This window comes from Alicyclobacillus macrosporangiidus CPP55, from assembly GCF_000702485.1.
Lineage (GTDB): Bacteria > Bacillota > Bacilli > Alicyclobacillales > Alicyclobacillaceae > Alicyclobacillus_H > Alicyclobacillus_H macrosporangiidus_B.
In genome coordinates, this window is sequence record NZ_JNIL01000001.1 from 398,023 (window position 1) to 412,387 (window position 14,365).

The window sequence follows — 14,365 nt, forward strand, 5'->3', positions numbered from 1 at the left end:
CTCCCATCCGTCCAACGTGGGGCTGAGCGCCCCGCTTTGGACGTTTTCGCCTGAGAAAATTTTCGCATGGCAGGTATAAACGGGCCGATTGCGGAAAAAACGGTAATAGTCTGTGTCATGAAGAGGTGTTCAATATGAACAAAGCGGATCTGATTCAGGCGGTCGCCGATCGCACGGGCATGACCAAGAAGGACGCGACGCAGGCGGTGGAGGCTGTGTTCAACGCCATCTCTGAGGCCTTGGCGCGCGGGGAGAAGGTTCAGCTCGTCGGATTCGGGAACTTTGAAATTCGCGAGCGAGCTGCCCGCAAGGGTCGCAATCCGCAGACGGGCGAGGTCATCGACATCGCCGCCAGCAAGGTGCCCGCATTTCGTGCAGGCAAAGCGCTCCGTGAAGGAATCCAGTGACACCCGCGGGTGCCGCGATGGATTTCCGAACCCGCCGTTCCCTCCCGCCTGGGCGCGAGGACGGCGGGTTTTTTCATATTCTCCTGAGATTCACCGTTGCATCCTTGGGCGGGGTCCGCTATAATGAATGACGCGCGTCAGCGTACGACGGGATGTGGCGCAGCCTGGTAGCGCGCTACCTTGGGGAGGTAGAGGTCCCGGGTTCAAATCCCGGCATTCCGACCAACGAACCAGCGTGATGAGCGCTGGTTTTTCGTTTCAAATGAGGAAATCCATGAATATTTGGAGGAGTGTGGGACACGTGGCGGATTCTTCACCGGTGTTGGGCGAATACTTTGTGATACACGCACTGGAGAACGGCGTTCAGGTCATCGGATTGACGCGGGGGCCGGAGACACGTTTTCATCATGCCGAGAAACTGGACAAGAATGAGGTGATGGTGGCTCAGTTCACCGAACACACCTCCGCAATGAAGATCCGGGGAAAGGTGTGCATCTATACGAAGCACGGCGTGATCCGAAACACCGATTCTCAGGGGTAAAAGCCGCCATACTACGGGTACAGCAGACCGGCGCCGGCGCATCGATGTGGTATAATGTCGTGGGAGCGCACGCGGACAGGCCGATGCGCTCGTTGGCAACAGGGAGGATGAGCGCGGCGTGGCGTGGACGAATCTGAGCGACCTCAGTTTTGAAGATGTAAATGATTGGGTGCAGCGGTATATCGACCACGCGTACCTTCGCGCTGCCCAGGTTCGTCCGACCGCCAGCCGATTTCATTTTGGGGCAGCCCGCACCATTCTGCAGGCGGCAGAGGTTCCTTCGGACACCGCCATTCCGGTGCTGAGCGCTGTGCTTTTGCTGCAGACGGGCCTGTCGATGCATGACGACGTCGACCGCGTCGACGGCCTGAACCGCCAATTGTACGTGCTCGCCGGAGATTACTGTAGCAGTTGGTACTACGCCATCTTGGCCGAGGTCGGAGACGAAGACCTGTTGGCGACGCTCTGCGAAGCGGTCGTGCGGATCAATGAGGCGAAGATGGCTTGTTACTTGGGGATGCCGGACATCCCGCCGCGGCGGTACATGGAGCTGCAGGAAGTCATCCAGGGGGCGCTGTTGTTCGCACTCGCCCAACACTACCTTCCGGATGGCGGCTGGATCACGCAGATCCAATCGCTGGTGCGCGGCTACGTGGTCCAACGTGAGACCGCGGACCCGGTTACCCCCCGCCACGTCACCCTGCGGCAAGCACATGAGTGGCTGGTGGAAGCCCGGGACCGGGTGATGCGGCTGCAGGCCAATGTGCGTCAGCAGCCGTTCGCGGCGTACGTCATGGAATACTTGGGGGCCATCAAGTCGTCGTTGGAGAGTCAATCATTGGCTGAGGGGAACCGCTGATGTACGCCAAAGAGTCGAAGTCTGCCCACGTGCACTTCGTTTTCTCGCAGATCGCCAAACGTTATGACGTCATGAATTCCCTGTTGAGCTTTTGGCAGCACAAACTGTGGCGCCGTTTCGCCATGCGTCACACCCATCTGAGGCGCGGCGGACGCGCCATCGACGTGGCCTGCGGCACGGGGGATTGGACGCTGTCGTTGGCGAAGGCCGTGGGTCCCGAGGGACATGTGGTGGGGCTCGACTTTTGCAAAGAAATGCTCGACGTCGCCCAGGAAAAGATGGAGCGGCGAGGCTACAGCCCGAAGCAGGTCACGCTGGTGGAAGGGGACGCGATGGATCTGCCCTTCGAGGACAATTCCTTCGACGTCGCCACCATCGGATTCGCCTTGCGGAACGTTCCGGATGTGTTGACGGTGCTGCGCGAGATGGCGCGCGTCGTCAAACCGGGCGGGCAGGTGATCTCCCTCGAACTGTCCAAACCCGAGTCGCGCTGGTTTCGCAGCGTGTATTATTTTTACTTTTACCGCGTCGTACCTTGGATCGGTTCACTGGCGGTAGGCAAGAGGGAACCGTACGCGTGGCTTCCGGAGTCGTTGACGGACTTTCCGGATCGCAGAAGGCTCGAGGATTTGTTCCGTCAGGCCGGACTGCGGAATGTCAAGAGTTATCCGTTGACGGGCGGGATCGCCGCGCTGCACATCGGGGTGAAAGCGGAGGACTGAGGATGGAGTTTCAAGAAGTGTACCGGCGTTACCGTCCGGAGCTGCATCAGGTCGAGGCGATCCTCCTCGATCAACTGCGGGTGGGCGAGGACGCGTTGACGGAGTCTTCAGGACAGCTCATCCGGGCCGGCGGCAAACGCATCCGTCCCCTGTTCGCCCTCATCTGCAGCCGCTTCGGCGATCCCGCGAGTGACCGCACCAGAGTCCTCCGGGTGGCCGCAGCCTTGGAGATGGTGCACATGGCCACGTTGGTTCATGACGATGTGGTGGATGATGCCTCTCTCCGACGAGGACAACCCACTGTCCGCGTGCGGTTTGGGAATCGGCCGGCCATGTACACGGGTGACTTTCTGTTCGCCAAGTCGATTCAGCTGCTGACCACCGTGGAACGGCCGGATTTGCACCGGGACATGGCGCGGGCCATGGTTCGCATATGCCAGGGGGAGATTGATCAAATCCGCGATCTCCACAACTGGCGGCAGACGTTGCGCGACTATCTGCGGCGGATTGAGCGGAAAACCGCACTGCTCATCTCCGTCAGCTGCCAACTGGGTGCGAAAGTGGCCGGCGCTCCCGTGGATGTGGTTCGAACGCTGCGCAGATTCGGCTACTACACGGGCATGGCATTTCAGATGATCGACGATGTGCTCGATTACGTCGGCGACGAGCGGGTCGTCGGCAAGCGCGTCGGCGGAGACCTGATGCAGGGCAATCTGACGCTGCCGGCTTTGTACGCGGCCCAGCAGGCGGGACGCGGGAAGGAGCTGGCGCAGCTGTTGAGCCACGCTCCGTCCGCAGCGGAGGTCGCCAAGGCGGTGGACATCGTAAAGGAGAGTGGCGCCATCGCCTATGTTCAACGACTGGCCGACCGGTACCGGGAGAAGGCCATCGCCGTGCTGGCAGGTCTGGAGGATCGGGTGGAACGGGAAGAGTTGGCGGTCGTCGCAGCTTTCGTCAACGGCCGGGCATACTGAGGGGCCGTCGCGGGAGGAGCACGAGGCTCATTGCAGGCCCCGCACAAGGAGCCGATTCGCGAAGGCCGTACGGAACGGTGCGATGGCCCGGCCTTGATGGCTGGGCTGCTTTTTTTTACAATAGCAGAGTGTCGCGCGGGCGGGGAACGGCATTCGGCCTCCCGTCCGCCAGGTTCGAGTGGAGGAGCGTGTCAGTTTGGCGACGGAAAAGACTTTTGTGATGGTGAAACCGGACGGCGTACAGCGCGGTCTCATCGGAGAAGTGGTCTCCCGCTTCGAGCGTAAGGGCTTGAAGCTGGTGGGTGCCAAGTTGATGTCTGTGTCGCAGTCCTTGGCGGAGCAGCACTACGCGGAGCACAAAGAGCGTCCGTTTTTCAAGGACCTGGTTTCGTTCATCACCTCGTCTCCGGTGTTCGCCATGGTGTGGGAAGGCGAGAACGCCATCGCCATCGCCCGCAGCATGATGGGGAAGACCAATCCTGCCGAAGCCGCACCGGGCACCATCCGGGGCGATTACGGGCTGAGCATCGGCATGAACATCATCCATGGTTCGGATTCGCCCGCCAGCGCGGAGCGTGAGATCGCCCTGTGGTTCGGCGGCGACCTGCTCTCGTACGAACGGTCTGTGGACGTCTGGTTGGCGTGACGGCGAGCCCCCCGGTCTCCGGGGGGTTTTTTCATCCCTGAACGGCGGTCTTAACCGCACACATGTCGAAGGATGCGATCCCGGTTCTCCCACACAGCCAGGCGTCCGGCCCGTACACAAGCGGTCAGTTGGTGGAACGACCACCAGGTCATGGAGGACAGTCGGGGAGTCAAGGTGATCACGTCCTCTCCAGCCGTGTCGGCTGCGACGGCCTCCTGCAGCAGGATGTCGATCGCGCGTGCCACGACGTGTACGAACGTGTCTGGGTTCCAATCCTCGTTCAATTGGTGCAAATTGACTGCGATGATCCGCCGGCACCCGGCTTGGCGAAGGACCCGAACGGGGACATAGTCTCGGATGCCACCATCGGTCAACAGGCGCTGACCGCAGGGAACGGGGGAGAACACCCCCGGGAGAGAGCAGCTGCCTCGGATCGCGAGGGCCGCGTCGACCACCGGATCGAACCCCAGTTCGCGCGCTGCCGGGTCGTTCGTCAAGGTCACCGGCTGTCCCGTGCACAGATCGGTGGCGATGATATAGTAGGGCATGTGGGCCTCTTTGCGCCCGAGGAGATGTCGGATGTACTGCTCCAGACGCTGGCCCCGGACCAATCCGCCGGGCAGGCGCAACGCGTTTCTTCGTCGGATACGGCGGCTCCAGAGAGCGAACAGGGAGGACAGCAGAGGAAATCCGTAGTCCAACAGGAATGGGCCGGGGAATTGTCGAATGATATCCATCATCCCGTCTGGACGCACTCCGTGCGCGTAGAGGGCCGCGACGAGAGAACCTGCGCTCGTCCCGGCGACGCAGTCAGGGCGGATGCCCATCGCTTCGAGCGCCTGCAGGACTCCCACGTGAGCAGCGGCCTTCAGGGTGCCACCGCTGAGGGCCAATCCCAAGGGACGTAAGGGCGTGAGGCCAGACAAGGGAAACACCTCCCGCGGGCTGAGGTCCGTTTGTGGCGATGACATCATGTACGGGCATGGGAGGCCACCAATGGACGAATTTTTGCAATTCGCCCGGCAGTTGGAACGGTTGACCGGGATCGACCTGACGCTGTACAAGCGGCCGCAGATGGAGCGGCGGTTGACGGCGCTGCGTGAAAAACGCGGGTATCGCCGTTTTCAGGACTACTTCCGCGCATTGGCGGCGCAGCCGGAGATTCTGGACGAACTGTTGGACAAGATGACCATCAATGTGTCCGAGTTCCTGCGCAATCCCGAGCGTTGGCACGCGCTGATGCAACATCTTCCCGAGGTGGCGGGCCGTAGTCTTCGGGCCTGGAGCGCGGCGTGCGCGAGCGGTGAAGAACCTTACACCCTGGCCCTGTTGCTGGAAGAACGCGGCGGTACGCGATATGACATCTTGGCGACGGATATTGATCGGTCTGTACTCGCCCGGGCGGAGCAGGGTTATTATAAGGAGCATCAGGTCCGCACCCTGCCGGCGGAATGGCTGGAGCGGTACTTCCGGCGCGACGGGGATGCATACATCGTGTCGCCCCGCCTTCGGCGGCATGTCCGTTTCATGCAGCACAATCTGCTCGCCGATCCGTATCCCGGATCGCTGGATCTCATCATATGCCGGAATGTGCTGATCTATTTCACGGACGAGGCCAAACGGCGGGTGATAGAGGGATTTTCCGAGTCGCTCGCCCCGGGCGGCATTCTGTTTGTCGGGAGCACAGAGCAGTTCATCGGCGGGGAACGGTTTGGGTTGTCCAGTGTGGGACCCTTTCTGTATCAAAAACGGGGTTGATCCGCGAGAGGGGGCGTTGGCATGGGCGCTGGCCGCAGGCTGAGTTTCGGGCTGCTGCTCTGGTGCACCGCAGTGGGCATCGCACTGTGCACGGGTTGCGGAACCCGGTCCAGCGCCGGGATCACGGACGCCGACCGGAGCGGGCGATTCGCAGAAGCGGTGCAGCTCTACCAGAACGGGTGCAACTCCTGCCACGGGAACGACCTGCAGGGCGGTGTCGGTCCGAGTTTGGCCCATGTCGGTTCCAGGCTGAGCGAGGCCGAGATCGCCCGGCGCATCGCCGAGGGCGGCGGGCCGATGCCCGCCTATGGACCGGGTGGGCAGGCCATCCTCAGCCAATCCCAGATCAACCTGTTGGCGGCCTGGTTGTCCACAAAGAGATAGGGTGGAAGACCCCAGAAGCCTTCCACCAACTGCGTGCTTGCCGTCAACAAGTGGCGACTGGTGGTGCCGCGGCGATGCCACCGTACGGAACCAGCAGGATGAACAGCACGAAGATGATCAGGAACACGACGGCCCACCGGGTGTAACCGCCGAACACGCCATCGACCATATCGAGGTCCCTCCTTGCATACAATGGGTGACTACGTCAACAGCACATGTGGTGTGCGGCGGATTGGGCCGGGCGTTTGTGCCATGGGCGAAAAAATGGGCTGCCCGCCCGCGGGCGGCGGGGAGGAGATGCTGTGAGAATCGGGTTCTTGGGGCCTCGGGGGACGTTCACGGAGGAGGCGGCGACCCGGTATTATCAAGGCCATGACGTGGTTCTGACCCCTTTTCCGTCCATTGTCGCGGTGATGGACGCGGTGCTGGACGGGCGGGTCGACCGCGGGGTGGTGCCGATCGAGAATTCCATCGAAGGATCCGTGACCTTGACGCTGGACGGACTGCTTGAAAATCCGGATCTGTTCGTCGAGGGCGGGATGGTGTTGCCCGTCGAACAGAACCTGATCGGGTTGCCTGGCGCGAAGAAGGCAGACCTTCGGGAGGTTTGGTCGCACCCTCAGGCCATCGCTCAGTGCCGGCGGTATTTGCGCCAGCTCGGGGTCGAGGTGAAGACGTTCGACAGCACTGCGGCGGCCGCAATGGCATTGGCCCGGGATCGCCGTCCAGAAGTGGGGGTCATCGCGCCGGCCCTGTCGGCTCAGACGTTCTCACTCGACATCTTGGAGCGGGGCATCCAGGACTATCAGCCGAATCACACCCGGTTTGGGGTGCTCCGCCGGGGCCCGGCGGTGGACCCCCACGCGGACAAGACCATGTTGCTCATCACGCCGTGCGAAGAACACTACGGGGTATTGGCCAGCCTGTTGAACGTCCTGGCCGCATTCCGCCTCAATCTCACCTGGATTGAATCCAGACCCACCCGCCGCAGGTTGGGCACGTATCAATTCCTGCTCGACGTGGACGGCGGGATGCACGAGGAGGCGGTGGCGAAGGCCATCTCGGTGATAGAGACCATCGGCCACGAGGTTCGCGTGCTCGGCAGTTACCGCACCGTTGTGTTGTGACATGGAGCTGGGGCCTTTCTCCTATCCCTTGCATCGCTTGCGCTGATTCGAAATAGAGGACGAGCAGCGCCACGGCGTCACGGTCCGGTTTGCCGGCGACCTCCCCCCGGGGGTGGGGGGAGGTCGCGGAGAGAGGACCTGTACGTGCGTGGCGTTTTGTCACTTCACTTCCGCAGGGACGACTTCGCGTGCCACACGAGTAATGACCGCGTCGGGCAGACGGAAGGTCACCCCCGCCGGATCGGCGTGCACCAGGTCCACGATATGCGCCAGCGCCTCCTCCGGGATGTGAAACTCCGCGAAGGTCTCCGGTAGTCCCACCGCCTCACGCAACGCGCGGATCCGTTCGATCACGTGCGCCAAGCACCCCTCGGCATCCGCCGGCACCTCCGTGAAGCCGGCGTCGCGCGCGAAGCTCTGAATGCGAGGCAAATAGAACGGTGGCAGTGCGGCCATGACGTTCGGCAACAGGACCGCGTTCGCCAGGCCGTGGGGGATGCCGAACCGGGCGCCGAACGCGTGCGCCATGTTGTGCACCGGGATGGCGTTGAGGGCCATGCTGAACGCCGTGATAGCCAGGGTACTCGCGACCAACATGTTCGCCCGGGCGGAGAGATCCTCCCCGCGGTGCACGGCGGTGGGGAGGTTCTCCAGGATCAGGCGTACCGCGTGCAGGGCGTATGCGTCCGCCATCGGATTGGCCTGCGGGGAGAAGTACCCTTCGATGGCGTGGGTCAGGGCGTCGAATCCCGTGAAGGCCGTCACCCGCGGCGGGAGGCCGACGGTCAGCTCCGGATCGAGCAGGGCCACATCGGCGTTGACGAACGGGTGGATAAGGTTCACTTTGACCTGCAGTTCATCATGGAAGACCACGGCGATGGGCGAGACCTCGGCGCCGGTCCCCGCCGTCGTCGGCAGGGCCACGTGCGGGATGGGGATGTACTGGGCCTTCGGCCAGGTCTCGATCACGTTGCCCGTCAGACCCTCGCGGATGTCCGTGAGGCCCTTGTGGAGCATCCACTTCACGCCTTTGACCGTGTCCAGGACGCTGCCGCCGCCGAGCGCGACCAGGCTGTCCCCGGCACACTCCTTGTAAAAGCGGGCCGCGCGGTTGATGATGCTGGCCTTGGCGTCCTGTTCAATCTCGTCGAAGACCCCCACCAACTGGACGGGGCCCGGCATCACCCGGAACAGCTCTGCCACCTTCTCCGTGATGCCGGCGTTGGTGAGACCTTTGTCGGTGAACAGTACGGCGCGGCGCCCACCGAGCCCGCGCACCGTCTCTGGCAGCAGCGCGCGCGATCCCGCTCCGCTCGTCACACTCGTCCGCACGGAAAACTGGAACAACGAGGTCACATATGGCATCTCACAGCCCACCCTTTCCGTTTGATAAGCGATGGCGGCTTCATCTGATGGCGCTTCACCTGCGCGATCGTCTCGCGGTCACGACAACAGGATGCCGTACCAGGGTCGGTTGCCCGGCTCGTGCACGAGGGAGGCGTGCACGTGCTTGAGCTGGGTGTACTCGTCGAGCGCGTACCGGCCGATCTCGCGGCCGAACCCGCTCTGTTTATATCCGCCGAAGGGCGCGTCGCTGCGGAACATGTGCCAGTCGTTGATCCACACCGTGCCGGCCTTCAGATCGCGGGCGATGCGGTAAGCTCGGTTGAGGTCGCGCGTCCAGACGCCGGCGGCCAGGCCGTAGATGGTGTCGTTGGCGAGGCGCACCGCGTCCGCCACGTCGTCGTACGGAATGACCGACAGCACCGGGCCGAAGATCTCCTCCTGCGCGATGGTCATCCGGTTGTCCACATCGGCGAATATGGTCGGTTCGACGAAATAGCCCGCGTCCAACGCCCCGCCGGTGGCCCTCCGTCCGCCACAGACGAGCCGGGCGCCATCCCGCTTGCCAGCTTCGATGTAGGCCAGCACCGTCTTCAGCTGTGCCTCGGACGCGACGGGCCCCATTCCTGTGGCCTCGTCGAGCGGATTGCCGAGCCGAATGCGCGAGGTCAGCCCTGCGAGCCGCTCCAACACCTCGCCGTAAATGGACCGGTGGACAAATGCGCGCGTGCCGCACTCGCAGATCTGGCCGGAGTGCAGGAAGACGCCGAACAGGAGGCCCGGGACGGCCAGCTCCAGGTCCGCGTCGGGGAGCACGATGGCAGGGGACTTGCCGCCCAGCTCCAGCGTGACCCGTTTCACCGACTGGGCGGCCAGCTGCATGATGCGCCGCCCCACTTCCGTCGAACCCGTGAAAGCGACCTTGTCCACCTCAGGATGCTGTACAAGCGCCTCGCCGACCGTGGCTCCCGGTCCCGCGATCACGTTGAAGACCCCGGGTGGCAGGCCCGCCTCTACCGCCAGCTCGGCCAGTTTGAGCGTCGACAGGGGTGTGTTGGACGCTGGTTTCATCACGACGGAATTGCCCATCGCCAAGGCGGGGGCCAACTTCCACATGGCCAGGATGAGCGGGAAGTTCCACGCCGTGATGGCGGCGCAGACGCCCACGGGTTCGCGCCACACCTGATTGTGACTCGGCGCCGGGAACGGCCGCACGGGCAGCGTTTCGACGTACGGGTACTCCAGGGCAAATTGCGCGGTCTGTTGCAGCAGATCGACGATCTGCAAAATGTCCGAGGCCGCGACCCGGCGGATGGTGGCGCCGGACGAGATGACCTCCAGGTAGGCCAGCTCCGCCGCGTGCTCGGCGATCCGCTGGGCGAACCGGTTCAACACCTGCGCACGTTCCGCCGGTGTGGCGCGAGACCACACACCGCTTTCGAACGCCCGGCGCGCAGATGTCACCGCTTTCTCCACGTCCGTGAGGCCGCCCTTCGCCACGACTGCGGCCGGCGTTGCCGTGGCCGGGTTGATCACGGTGTACGACTCGCCGCTGTCCGCGGCGGTCCACCGTCCGTCCACGAACAGACCGAACTCCGGAATCGAATGTGCGACTGCCATACAATCCCCTCCCAAGGACCAGAATCCGAACCCAGGAGCATTCCTGTTACGAAACTACGGAAGATTCACATGTACCTACTCATATCATAGCAGATTTTTGAATCGGTACCAACCGGTTGGTCGGAATGGCAGCGTGATCGAAACGAGATTTCACAGAGGCTTTCCGTTTCTACCTCCGGCTCAAGCGTGCTTGCCTGCGGGAGTAAAATAGGGGATGGCCTTCATCATGGCAGCGCATGCAGATTCGCGCGTGACGGGGAGCGGGCCGAGAAGGGGTGGAGCGTGAATGAATCGGATCTGGGCGGCGGACATCTCCATCACGCGGGAGCAGGCGCGCGTTGTCATCGAACGGCAGTTCCCGGAACTGGCCCCGGCGGACGTTCGCTGGTGGAACGAGGGATGGGACAACACCTTGTTCGAGGTCAACGAAAGATACGTGTTTCGGTTTCCCAGGCGTGCGGTGGCCGTGGACCTCCTCCGGAGGGAACTGGGCATCCTGCCGCATCTGGCGGAGCGATTGCCGGCCGCGATACCGAATCCGCGCTTTCTCGGCACGCCCGGCGATGGATTTCCATTTGCGTTTTTCGGATACGACAAGCTGCCCGGACGGCCTCCCCATGAGGCTCGTCCGACGGAGGAGCAGCGGGCGGCCAGTGCCGGTCGGTGGGCTCGCTTTCTCCGCGCGCTCCACCAGGTTCCGGTTTCGGATGCGATCCGCTGGGGCATCGCGGACTCGGACGCCATCGGCCGCCTGGACGTCGCCCGGCGGGCACCGCAGTTGGCGGCGCGGGCACAGACCCTGCATGAGAAGGGCGTCCTGACGGATGTTGCCCCGGTGCTCGAGATGGCGGCGTCCGCAGCCAGCTGGGGGGATGCTGCTGGCACCGGCCCCATGGCGGTGGTGCACGGGGACCTGAATTTCCGCAACTTCCTCGTGGATGAAACAGGGGCGTTGTGCGGCGTGATCGACTGGGGAGACGCGCACATCGGCCACCCGGCCATCGACCTGACCGTGGTGTACAGTTTCCTGCCGCCCCAGGCGCGAGAGGCGTTCTGGCGGGTCTATGGACCGGTGCCGGACATGGTGTGCCGTCTTGCGCGGTTCCGGGCGCTGTACGCGTCCGTGCTCATCCTCGAGTACGCCGTCGACATCGGCGACGAGCGGCAGGCGGAAGAGGCCATGCGGGGCATCGCGTGGAGCCTGGCGGAGTGAAGGGCAGCCAGGATCCACGGCCCCCAGGTCACCGTGGCATTCCAAGGCGACGAGAGGGGTGATGAACTGTGGCAGTGCACCTGAAGGATCTCTTGGCGGTGGAGGACTGGCGTGTGGTGCGGACCGAGGGCGTCATGTGCCCGGATGTGTCCGTCGAACAACTGGAATTCTGTCTCGATGTGCCACACGAGTGGAAACCGTCTGTACTGTACTTCTTCCCATGGAAGAAATCCCTCTATGATCCCGCATTGGAAAGCTTGGTCAGAAGGGCGTCACGGGATGGAGCGGCCGGAGTCGCCCTTGTCGTTTCCAAGTCTGAGACGGAACCCGGGCTGCGAGCGCCCTCCCATCTAGTGGCCGTATGTCAGCGCCTCGGCACAAACCTGCTGATCTGCCCCGTGGAGGAGCTGTCGCGCGTATGGACGTCAGGGTTGCAGCGGTATGCGAGCGACGAGATGGACGCGCTGAAACGGCTGCGAGACGATATGCGGGCGGTTGCCGAATTAGCTTCAGAATGTGCGTCGGTCAACGAGTTTTTGGAGCAGGTCGGCAATCGCATGGGCCTGCGGTTGGAATGGAAGGTGCAGCCCGTTTCTGATGCAGCGTCGCACCGGGTCACCGTCGCCCGGAACACGGCAGGATATCTGGTTGAGCGGGGGATTGCCGAACGGGTCACCGATCAGGTGTTGCGGTGGATAGGCCACTTGGCTGCGGCCATACACTATGCGGACGTCGCCAGGGTGCAGGTGAAGACCCACTACCAGGCGGACCTCCTGCAGGTATTGTTGGACGACCGGGCGGATGTGGAGGTTCGTCTGAGGGTGGCCCACCAGGCGCGCCTGGATGCGACCGCGATGACGCAGGCCGTGGTCTTTCTGCAGCGTTTCGATCATTCGTTGGAGAGCCCCTTGCGATTGCACGACCGGTTGGTGGAAGCGGAACAGCGGTGCCGAATCCTGGGGATCCCCAACTTGGCCGGGTATTATCAAGGTCACCCCGTGGTTCTGGTCCAACACCGGACCCATCGCCAAGCGGGGGCAGACTGTACACGGGCGGCGGGCCTTCGCACGCTGGTCGAGCAGTGGGCGGCACCCGACATCATCATTGGCCTCAGCAGTGAACGGCCGTTGCAGGAAGGGGGACGCTTGTTCCAAGAGGCTTTGGAGGCGGCCGTGGTGGGGCGGGCGCTGGACAGGCCGGATTCCGTCATGCAGTACGCCCACATCAGCGGTGACCGCCTCTTTTATGCACTCCTGACCTCTCCGTTTGCCATGTCGTTGGCACAACAACTCTTGCAACCGATCATCGAGAGTGACCGCGTCCATCACACGGAGTTCTTCCGAACGTTGTCCGCGTTTTTTCAATGCAACCGCAAACTGGTGGAAACGGCGCGAGCCCTGAACTTGCACCGCAATTCCCTGCGCTATCGCCTGGATCAGATCGAGCGGCTTCTCGGGTTCAGGTTGGACGATTCGGAGAGGACCTGGCTGGTTCATCTCGCGATTCTGACTTTCCGAACCCACGGGTTTCCGCTTGACCCCAACCCTCGGCGGTCTGGTTGAATCGACAGGCTCTCTGCGCCGAGCTCGGGCGCACCTGTTGCGCCGGCTTTGTGCGATCCGCACAATACTTCTCTCATTTTTGGGCATGTTGTCAATTGGGTTTCTTAACGGACCGCATAAAAATAATAGGAGAATGCAATATGATGCAATGCTTGCGCTCTGCCGACATGTGGGCACTGGCGCTCGGCGCCGCATTCCTCGGATGCGGGGGAGGTGGATCACCGAGGCTCGGGATGTACTTGGCTCGACATGCCCTGGACACCTGCGGGCCGGTGCGCCTGCTGGATTACGAAGAATTGTCCGGTCCAGCGGTGGTGGTCGGAATGATTGGTGCGCCAAACATCGATGAGGAGAAGCTCCCCTCGGGCGATGAGCTGTTGCGTGCTGTGGACTGCCTCGCGCCCTACGTGGACGGGGACTGCAGGGCCGTCGGAGCGCTCGAAATCGGGGGTTCCAACGGCATGTTTGCAGTGGTGGCGGCGGCCCGGATGCGGCTGCCTCTGCTGGACGCGGACACCATGGGACGAGCCTTCCCGCTGTTGTCGATGTCTTCGTGGTTTCTGCCAGAACATTCGGGACGCCAGTTCGTGGCATTCGCCGACGCGGTCGGACACACGTTGGTCATCCCCGGCGAGGACGGGGAGTACGTGGACAAGATCGCGGAGTTGATGACACGCCACTTTGGCGGGGTGGCGGCTGTCGCCATCGGTCCTCTGCTGCCAAGGGTGCATGGCCAGCGGTTGAACCTTGGGTCTTTCACCACGGCCCATCGAATTGGCGTGGCGCTGGAACACTCTAGCGACATCTATTCTCTGTATGAATCACTGCAAGAGTGGACGGCGTGTGAGCTGTTTGTGGGCAAGGTTTCTGAGTGTGTAAAACAGTTCCAGGGCCACTATCCGTACGGCATGTGCACCCTGGAGACTACGTATCCAAACTGGTCGCACATCCGGTTGGACTTTCAAAACGAGTTTCTCTTGCTCAGCCGGGACGGCCAATCGATCGCGACGGTACCCGACATCATCAGCGTGATCGACCTTTCGCAATTGCAGCCCATTACACCGTCCGAACTGGCGTACGGCATGGAGATCGCAGTCGTCACGATGCCTGCCCCGCGGATCTGGCAGGAGGACCGTCGCAGACGGCGCGTGGGGCCGGCGACGTTCGGCTACGAATGGCTCGATGGATATGATTGAGAAGTGAGGGAC

At 62.8% G+C, this 14,365-nt stretch carries 16 protein-coding genes and 1 tRNA gene; 13 read left to right on the forward strand and 4 right to left on the reverse strand.

The window, feature by feature from the left end; genetic code table 11:
* The first annotated feature begins 134 nt into the window (after positions 1-134).
* The 7 genes from N687_RS0102155 to ndk all read left to right on the forward strand — a co-directional run bounded on the left by N687_RS0102155 (position 135) and on the right by ndk (position 4,149).
* Positions 135-407: an HU family DNA-binding protein gene (locus N687_RS0102155; protein ID WP_029420294.1), complete on the forward strand. Its 273-nt coding sequence runs from the start codon at positions 135-137 to the stop codon at positions 405-407.
* Between the two features lie 148 nt (positions 408-555).
* A tRNA-Pro gene (locus N687_RS0102160) sits at positions 556-632 on the forward strand.
* Between the two features lie 76 nt (positions 633-708).
* The gene (gene mtrB / locus N687_RS0102165; protein ID WP_029420295.1) at positions 709-948 is read left to right on the forward strand and encodes a trp RNA-binding attenuation protein MtrB; all 240 of its coding nucleotides are present in this window, start codon (positions 709-711) and stop codon (positions 946-948) included.
* A 118-nt stretch (positions 949-1,066) separates the two neighbouring features.
* On the forward strand, positions 1,067-1,807 hold the full coding sequence (locus N687_RS0102170; RefSeq protein ID WP_051662876.1) for a heptaprenyl diphosphate synthase component 1: 741 nt from the start codon (positions 1,067-1,069) through the stop codon (positions 1,805-1,807).
* The gene (locus N687_RS0102175; protein WP_029420297.1) at positions 1,807-2,529 is read left to right on the forward strand and encodes a demethylmenaquinone methyltransferase; all 723 of its coding nucleotides are present in this window, start codon (positions 1,807-1,809) and stop codon (positions 2,527-2,529) included. The genes N687_RS0102170 and N687_RS0102175 overlap by 1 nt, the downstream gene beginning before the upstream one ends.
* A gap of 2 nt (positions 2,530-2,531) precedes the next feature.
* Complete coding sequence (locus tag N687_RS0102180; RefSeq protein WP_029420298.1) at positions 2,532-3,503, forward strand: polyprenyl synthetase family protein; 972 nt, start codon at positions 2,532-2,534, stop codon at positions 3,501-3,503.
* 196 nt (positions 3,504-3,699) lie between these two features.
* Positions 3,700-4,149, forward strand: a complete 450-nt coding sequence (gene ndk, locus N687_RS0102185; protein ID WP_081841084.1) for a nucleoside-diphosphate kinase — start codon at positions 3,700-3,702, stop codon at positions 4,147-4,149.
* Positions 4,150-4,199: 50 nt separating this feature from the next.
* On the opposite strand, the gene N687_RS0102190 is transcribed toward ndk, so the two are convergent.
* Positions 4,200-5,075, reverse strand: coding sequence for a patatin-like phospholipase family protein (locus tag N687_RS0102190; RefSeq protein WP_035462021.1), 876 nt, complete (start codon positions 5,073-5,075; stop codon positions 4,200-4,202).
* A 70-nt stretch (positions 5,076-5,145) separates the two neighbouring features.
* Here N687_RS0102190 and N687_RS0102195 point away from each other — a divergent pair, with 70 nt between their 5' ends.
* Positions 5,146-5,907, forward strand: coding sequence for a CheR family methyltransferase (locus N687_RS0102195; RefSeq protein WP_029420301.1), 762 nt, complete (start codon positions 5,146-5,148; stop codon positions 5,905-5,907).
* 21 nt (positions 5,908-5,928) lie between these two features.
* Positions 5,929-6,291, forward strand: coding sequence for a c-type cytochrome (locus tag N687_RS0102200; protein ID WP_051662877.1), 363 nt, complete (start codon positions 5,929-5,931; stop codon positions 6,289-6,291).
* Between the two features lie 43 nt (positions 6,292-6,334).
* Here the strand turns inward: N687_RS0102200 and N687_RS25030 are convergent, their stop codons facing one another.
* Complete coding sequence (locus N687_RS25030) at positions 6,335-6,460, reverse strand: hypothetical protein (protein WP_269320481.1); 126 nt, start codon at positions 6,458-6,460, stop codon at positions 6,335-6,337.
* Between the two features lie 133 nt (positions 6,461-6,593).
* Between N687_RS25030 and pheA the strand changes: the two genes are divergently transcribed.
* On the forward strand, positions 6,594-7,418 hold the full coding sequence (gene pheA, locus N687_RS0102210) for a prephenate dehydratase (protein WP_029420303.1): 825 nt from the start codon (positions 6,594-6,596) through the stop codon (positions 7,416-7,418).
* Between the two features lie 159 nt (positions 7,419-7,577).
* On the opposite strand, the gene N687_RS0102215 is transcribed toward pheA, so the two are convergent.
* Together N687_RS0102215 and N687_RS0102220 are read right to left on the reverse strand one after the other, a co-directional pair.
* Entirely contained in the window at positions 7,578-8,783 is a 1,206-nt protein-coding gene (locus N687_RS0102215; RefSeq protein ID WP_029420304.1) for an iron-containing alcohol dehydrogenase, read from the reverse strand.
* A gap of 78 nt (positions 8,784-8,861) precedes the next feature.
* Positions 8,862-10,382 (reverse strand): aldehyde dehydrogenase family protein, encoded by a 1,521-nt coding sequence (locus tag N687_RS0102220; RefSeq protein WP_029420305.1) that lies wholly within the window; start codon positions 10,380-10,382, stop codon positions 8,862-8,864.
* Positions 10,383-10,668: 286 nt separating this feature from the next.
* On the opposite strand from N687_RS0102220, the gene N687_RS0102225 reads away from it, so the two are divergent.
* The 3 genes from N687_RS0102225 (at position 10,669) to N687_RS0102235 (ending at position 14,353) form a co-directional block, all read left to right on the forward strand.
* On the forward strand, positions 10,669-11,595 hold the full coding sequence (locus N687_RS0102225) for a phosphotransferase (RefSeq protein WP_029420306.1): 927 nt from the start codon (positions 10,669-10,671) through the stop codon (positions 11,593-11,595).
* Between the two features lie 68 nt (positions 11,596-11,663).
* A complete protein-coding gene (locus N687_RS0102230) occupies positions 11,664-13,157 on the forward strand; it encodes a PucR family transcriptional regulator (RefSeq protein ID WP_029420307.1) in 1,494 nt (497 codons plus the stop codon).
* Between the two features lie 140 nt (positions 13,158-13,297).
* Positions 13,298-14,353: a DUF917 domain-containing protein gene (locus tag N687_RS0102235; RefSeq protein WP_035462022.1), complete on the forward strand. Its 1,056-nt coding sequence runs from the start codon at positions 13,298-13,300 to the stop codon at positions 14,351-14,353.
* Positions 14,354-14,365 lie beyond the last annotated feature (12 nt).

Excerpts from the sequence above, each read along its gene's own strand:
- N687_RS25030 (WP_269320481.1), bottom strand. The coding sequence starts at position 6,460 with ATGGTCGATGGCGTGTTCGGCGGTTACACCCGGTGGGCCGTCGTGTTC.
- N687_RS0102155 (WP_029420294.1), top strand. The coding sequence starts at position 135 with ATGAACAAAGCGGATCTGATTCAGGCGGTCGCCGATCGCACGGGCATG.
- N687_RS0102200 (WP_051662877.1), top strand. The coding sequence starts at position 5,929 with ATGGGCGCTGGCCGCAGGCTGAGTTTCGGGCTGCTGCTCTGGTGCACC.
- N687_RS0102195 (WP_029420301.1), top strand. The coding sequence starts at position 5,146 with ATGGACGAATTTTTGCAATTCGCCCGGCAGTTGGAACGGTTGACCGGG.
- N687_RS0102235 (WP_035462022.1), top strand. The coding sequence starts at position 13,298 with ATGATGCAATGCTTGCGCTCTGCCGACATGTGGGCACTGGCGCTCGGC.
- N687_RS0102215 (WP_029420304.1), bottom strand. The coding sequence starts at position 8,783 with ATGCCATATGTGACCTCGTTGTTCCAGTTTTCCGTGCGGACGAGTGTG.
- N687_RS0102180 (WP_029420298.1), top strand. The coding sequence starts at position 2,532 with ATGGAGTTTCAAGAAGTGTACCGGCGTTACCGTCCGGAGCTGCATCAG.
- N687_RS0102220 (WP_029420305.1), bottom strand. The coding sequence starts at position 10,382 with ATGGCAGTCGCACATTCGATTCCGGAGTTCGGTCTGTTCGTGGACGGA.
- N687_RS0102225 (WP_029420306.1), top strand. The coding sequence starts at position 10,669 with ATGAATCGGATCTGGGCGGCGGACATCTCCATCACGCGGGAGCAGGCG.
- N687_RS0102175 (WP_029420297.1), top strand. The coding sequence starts at position 1,807 with ATGTACGCCAAAGAGTCGAAGTCTGCCCACGTGCACTTCGTTTTCTCG.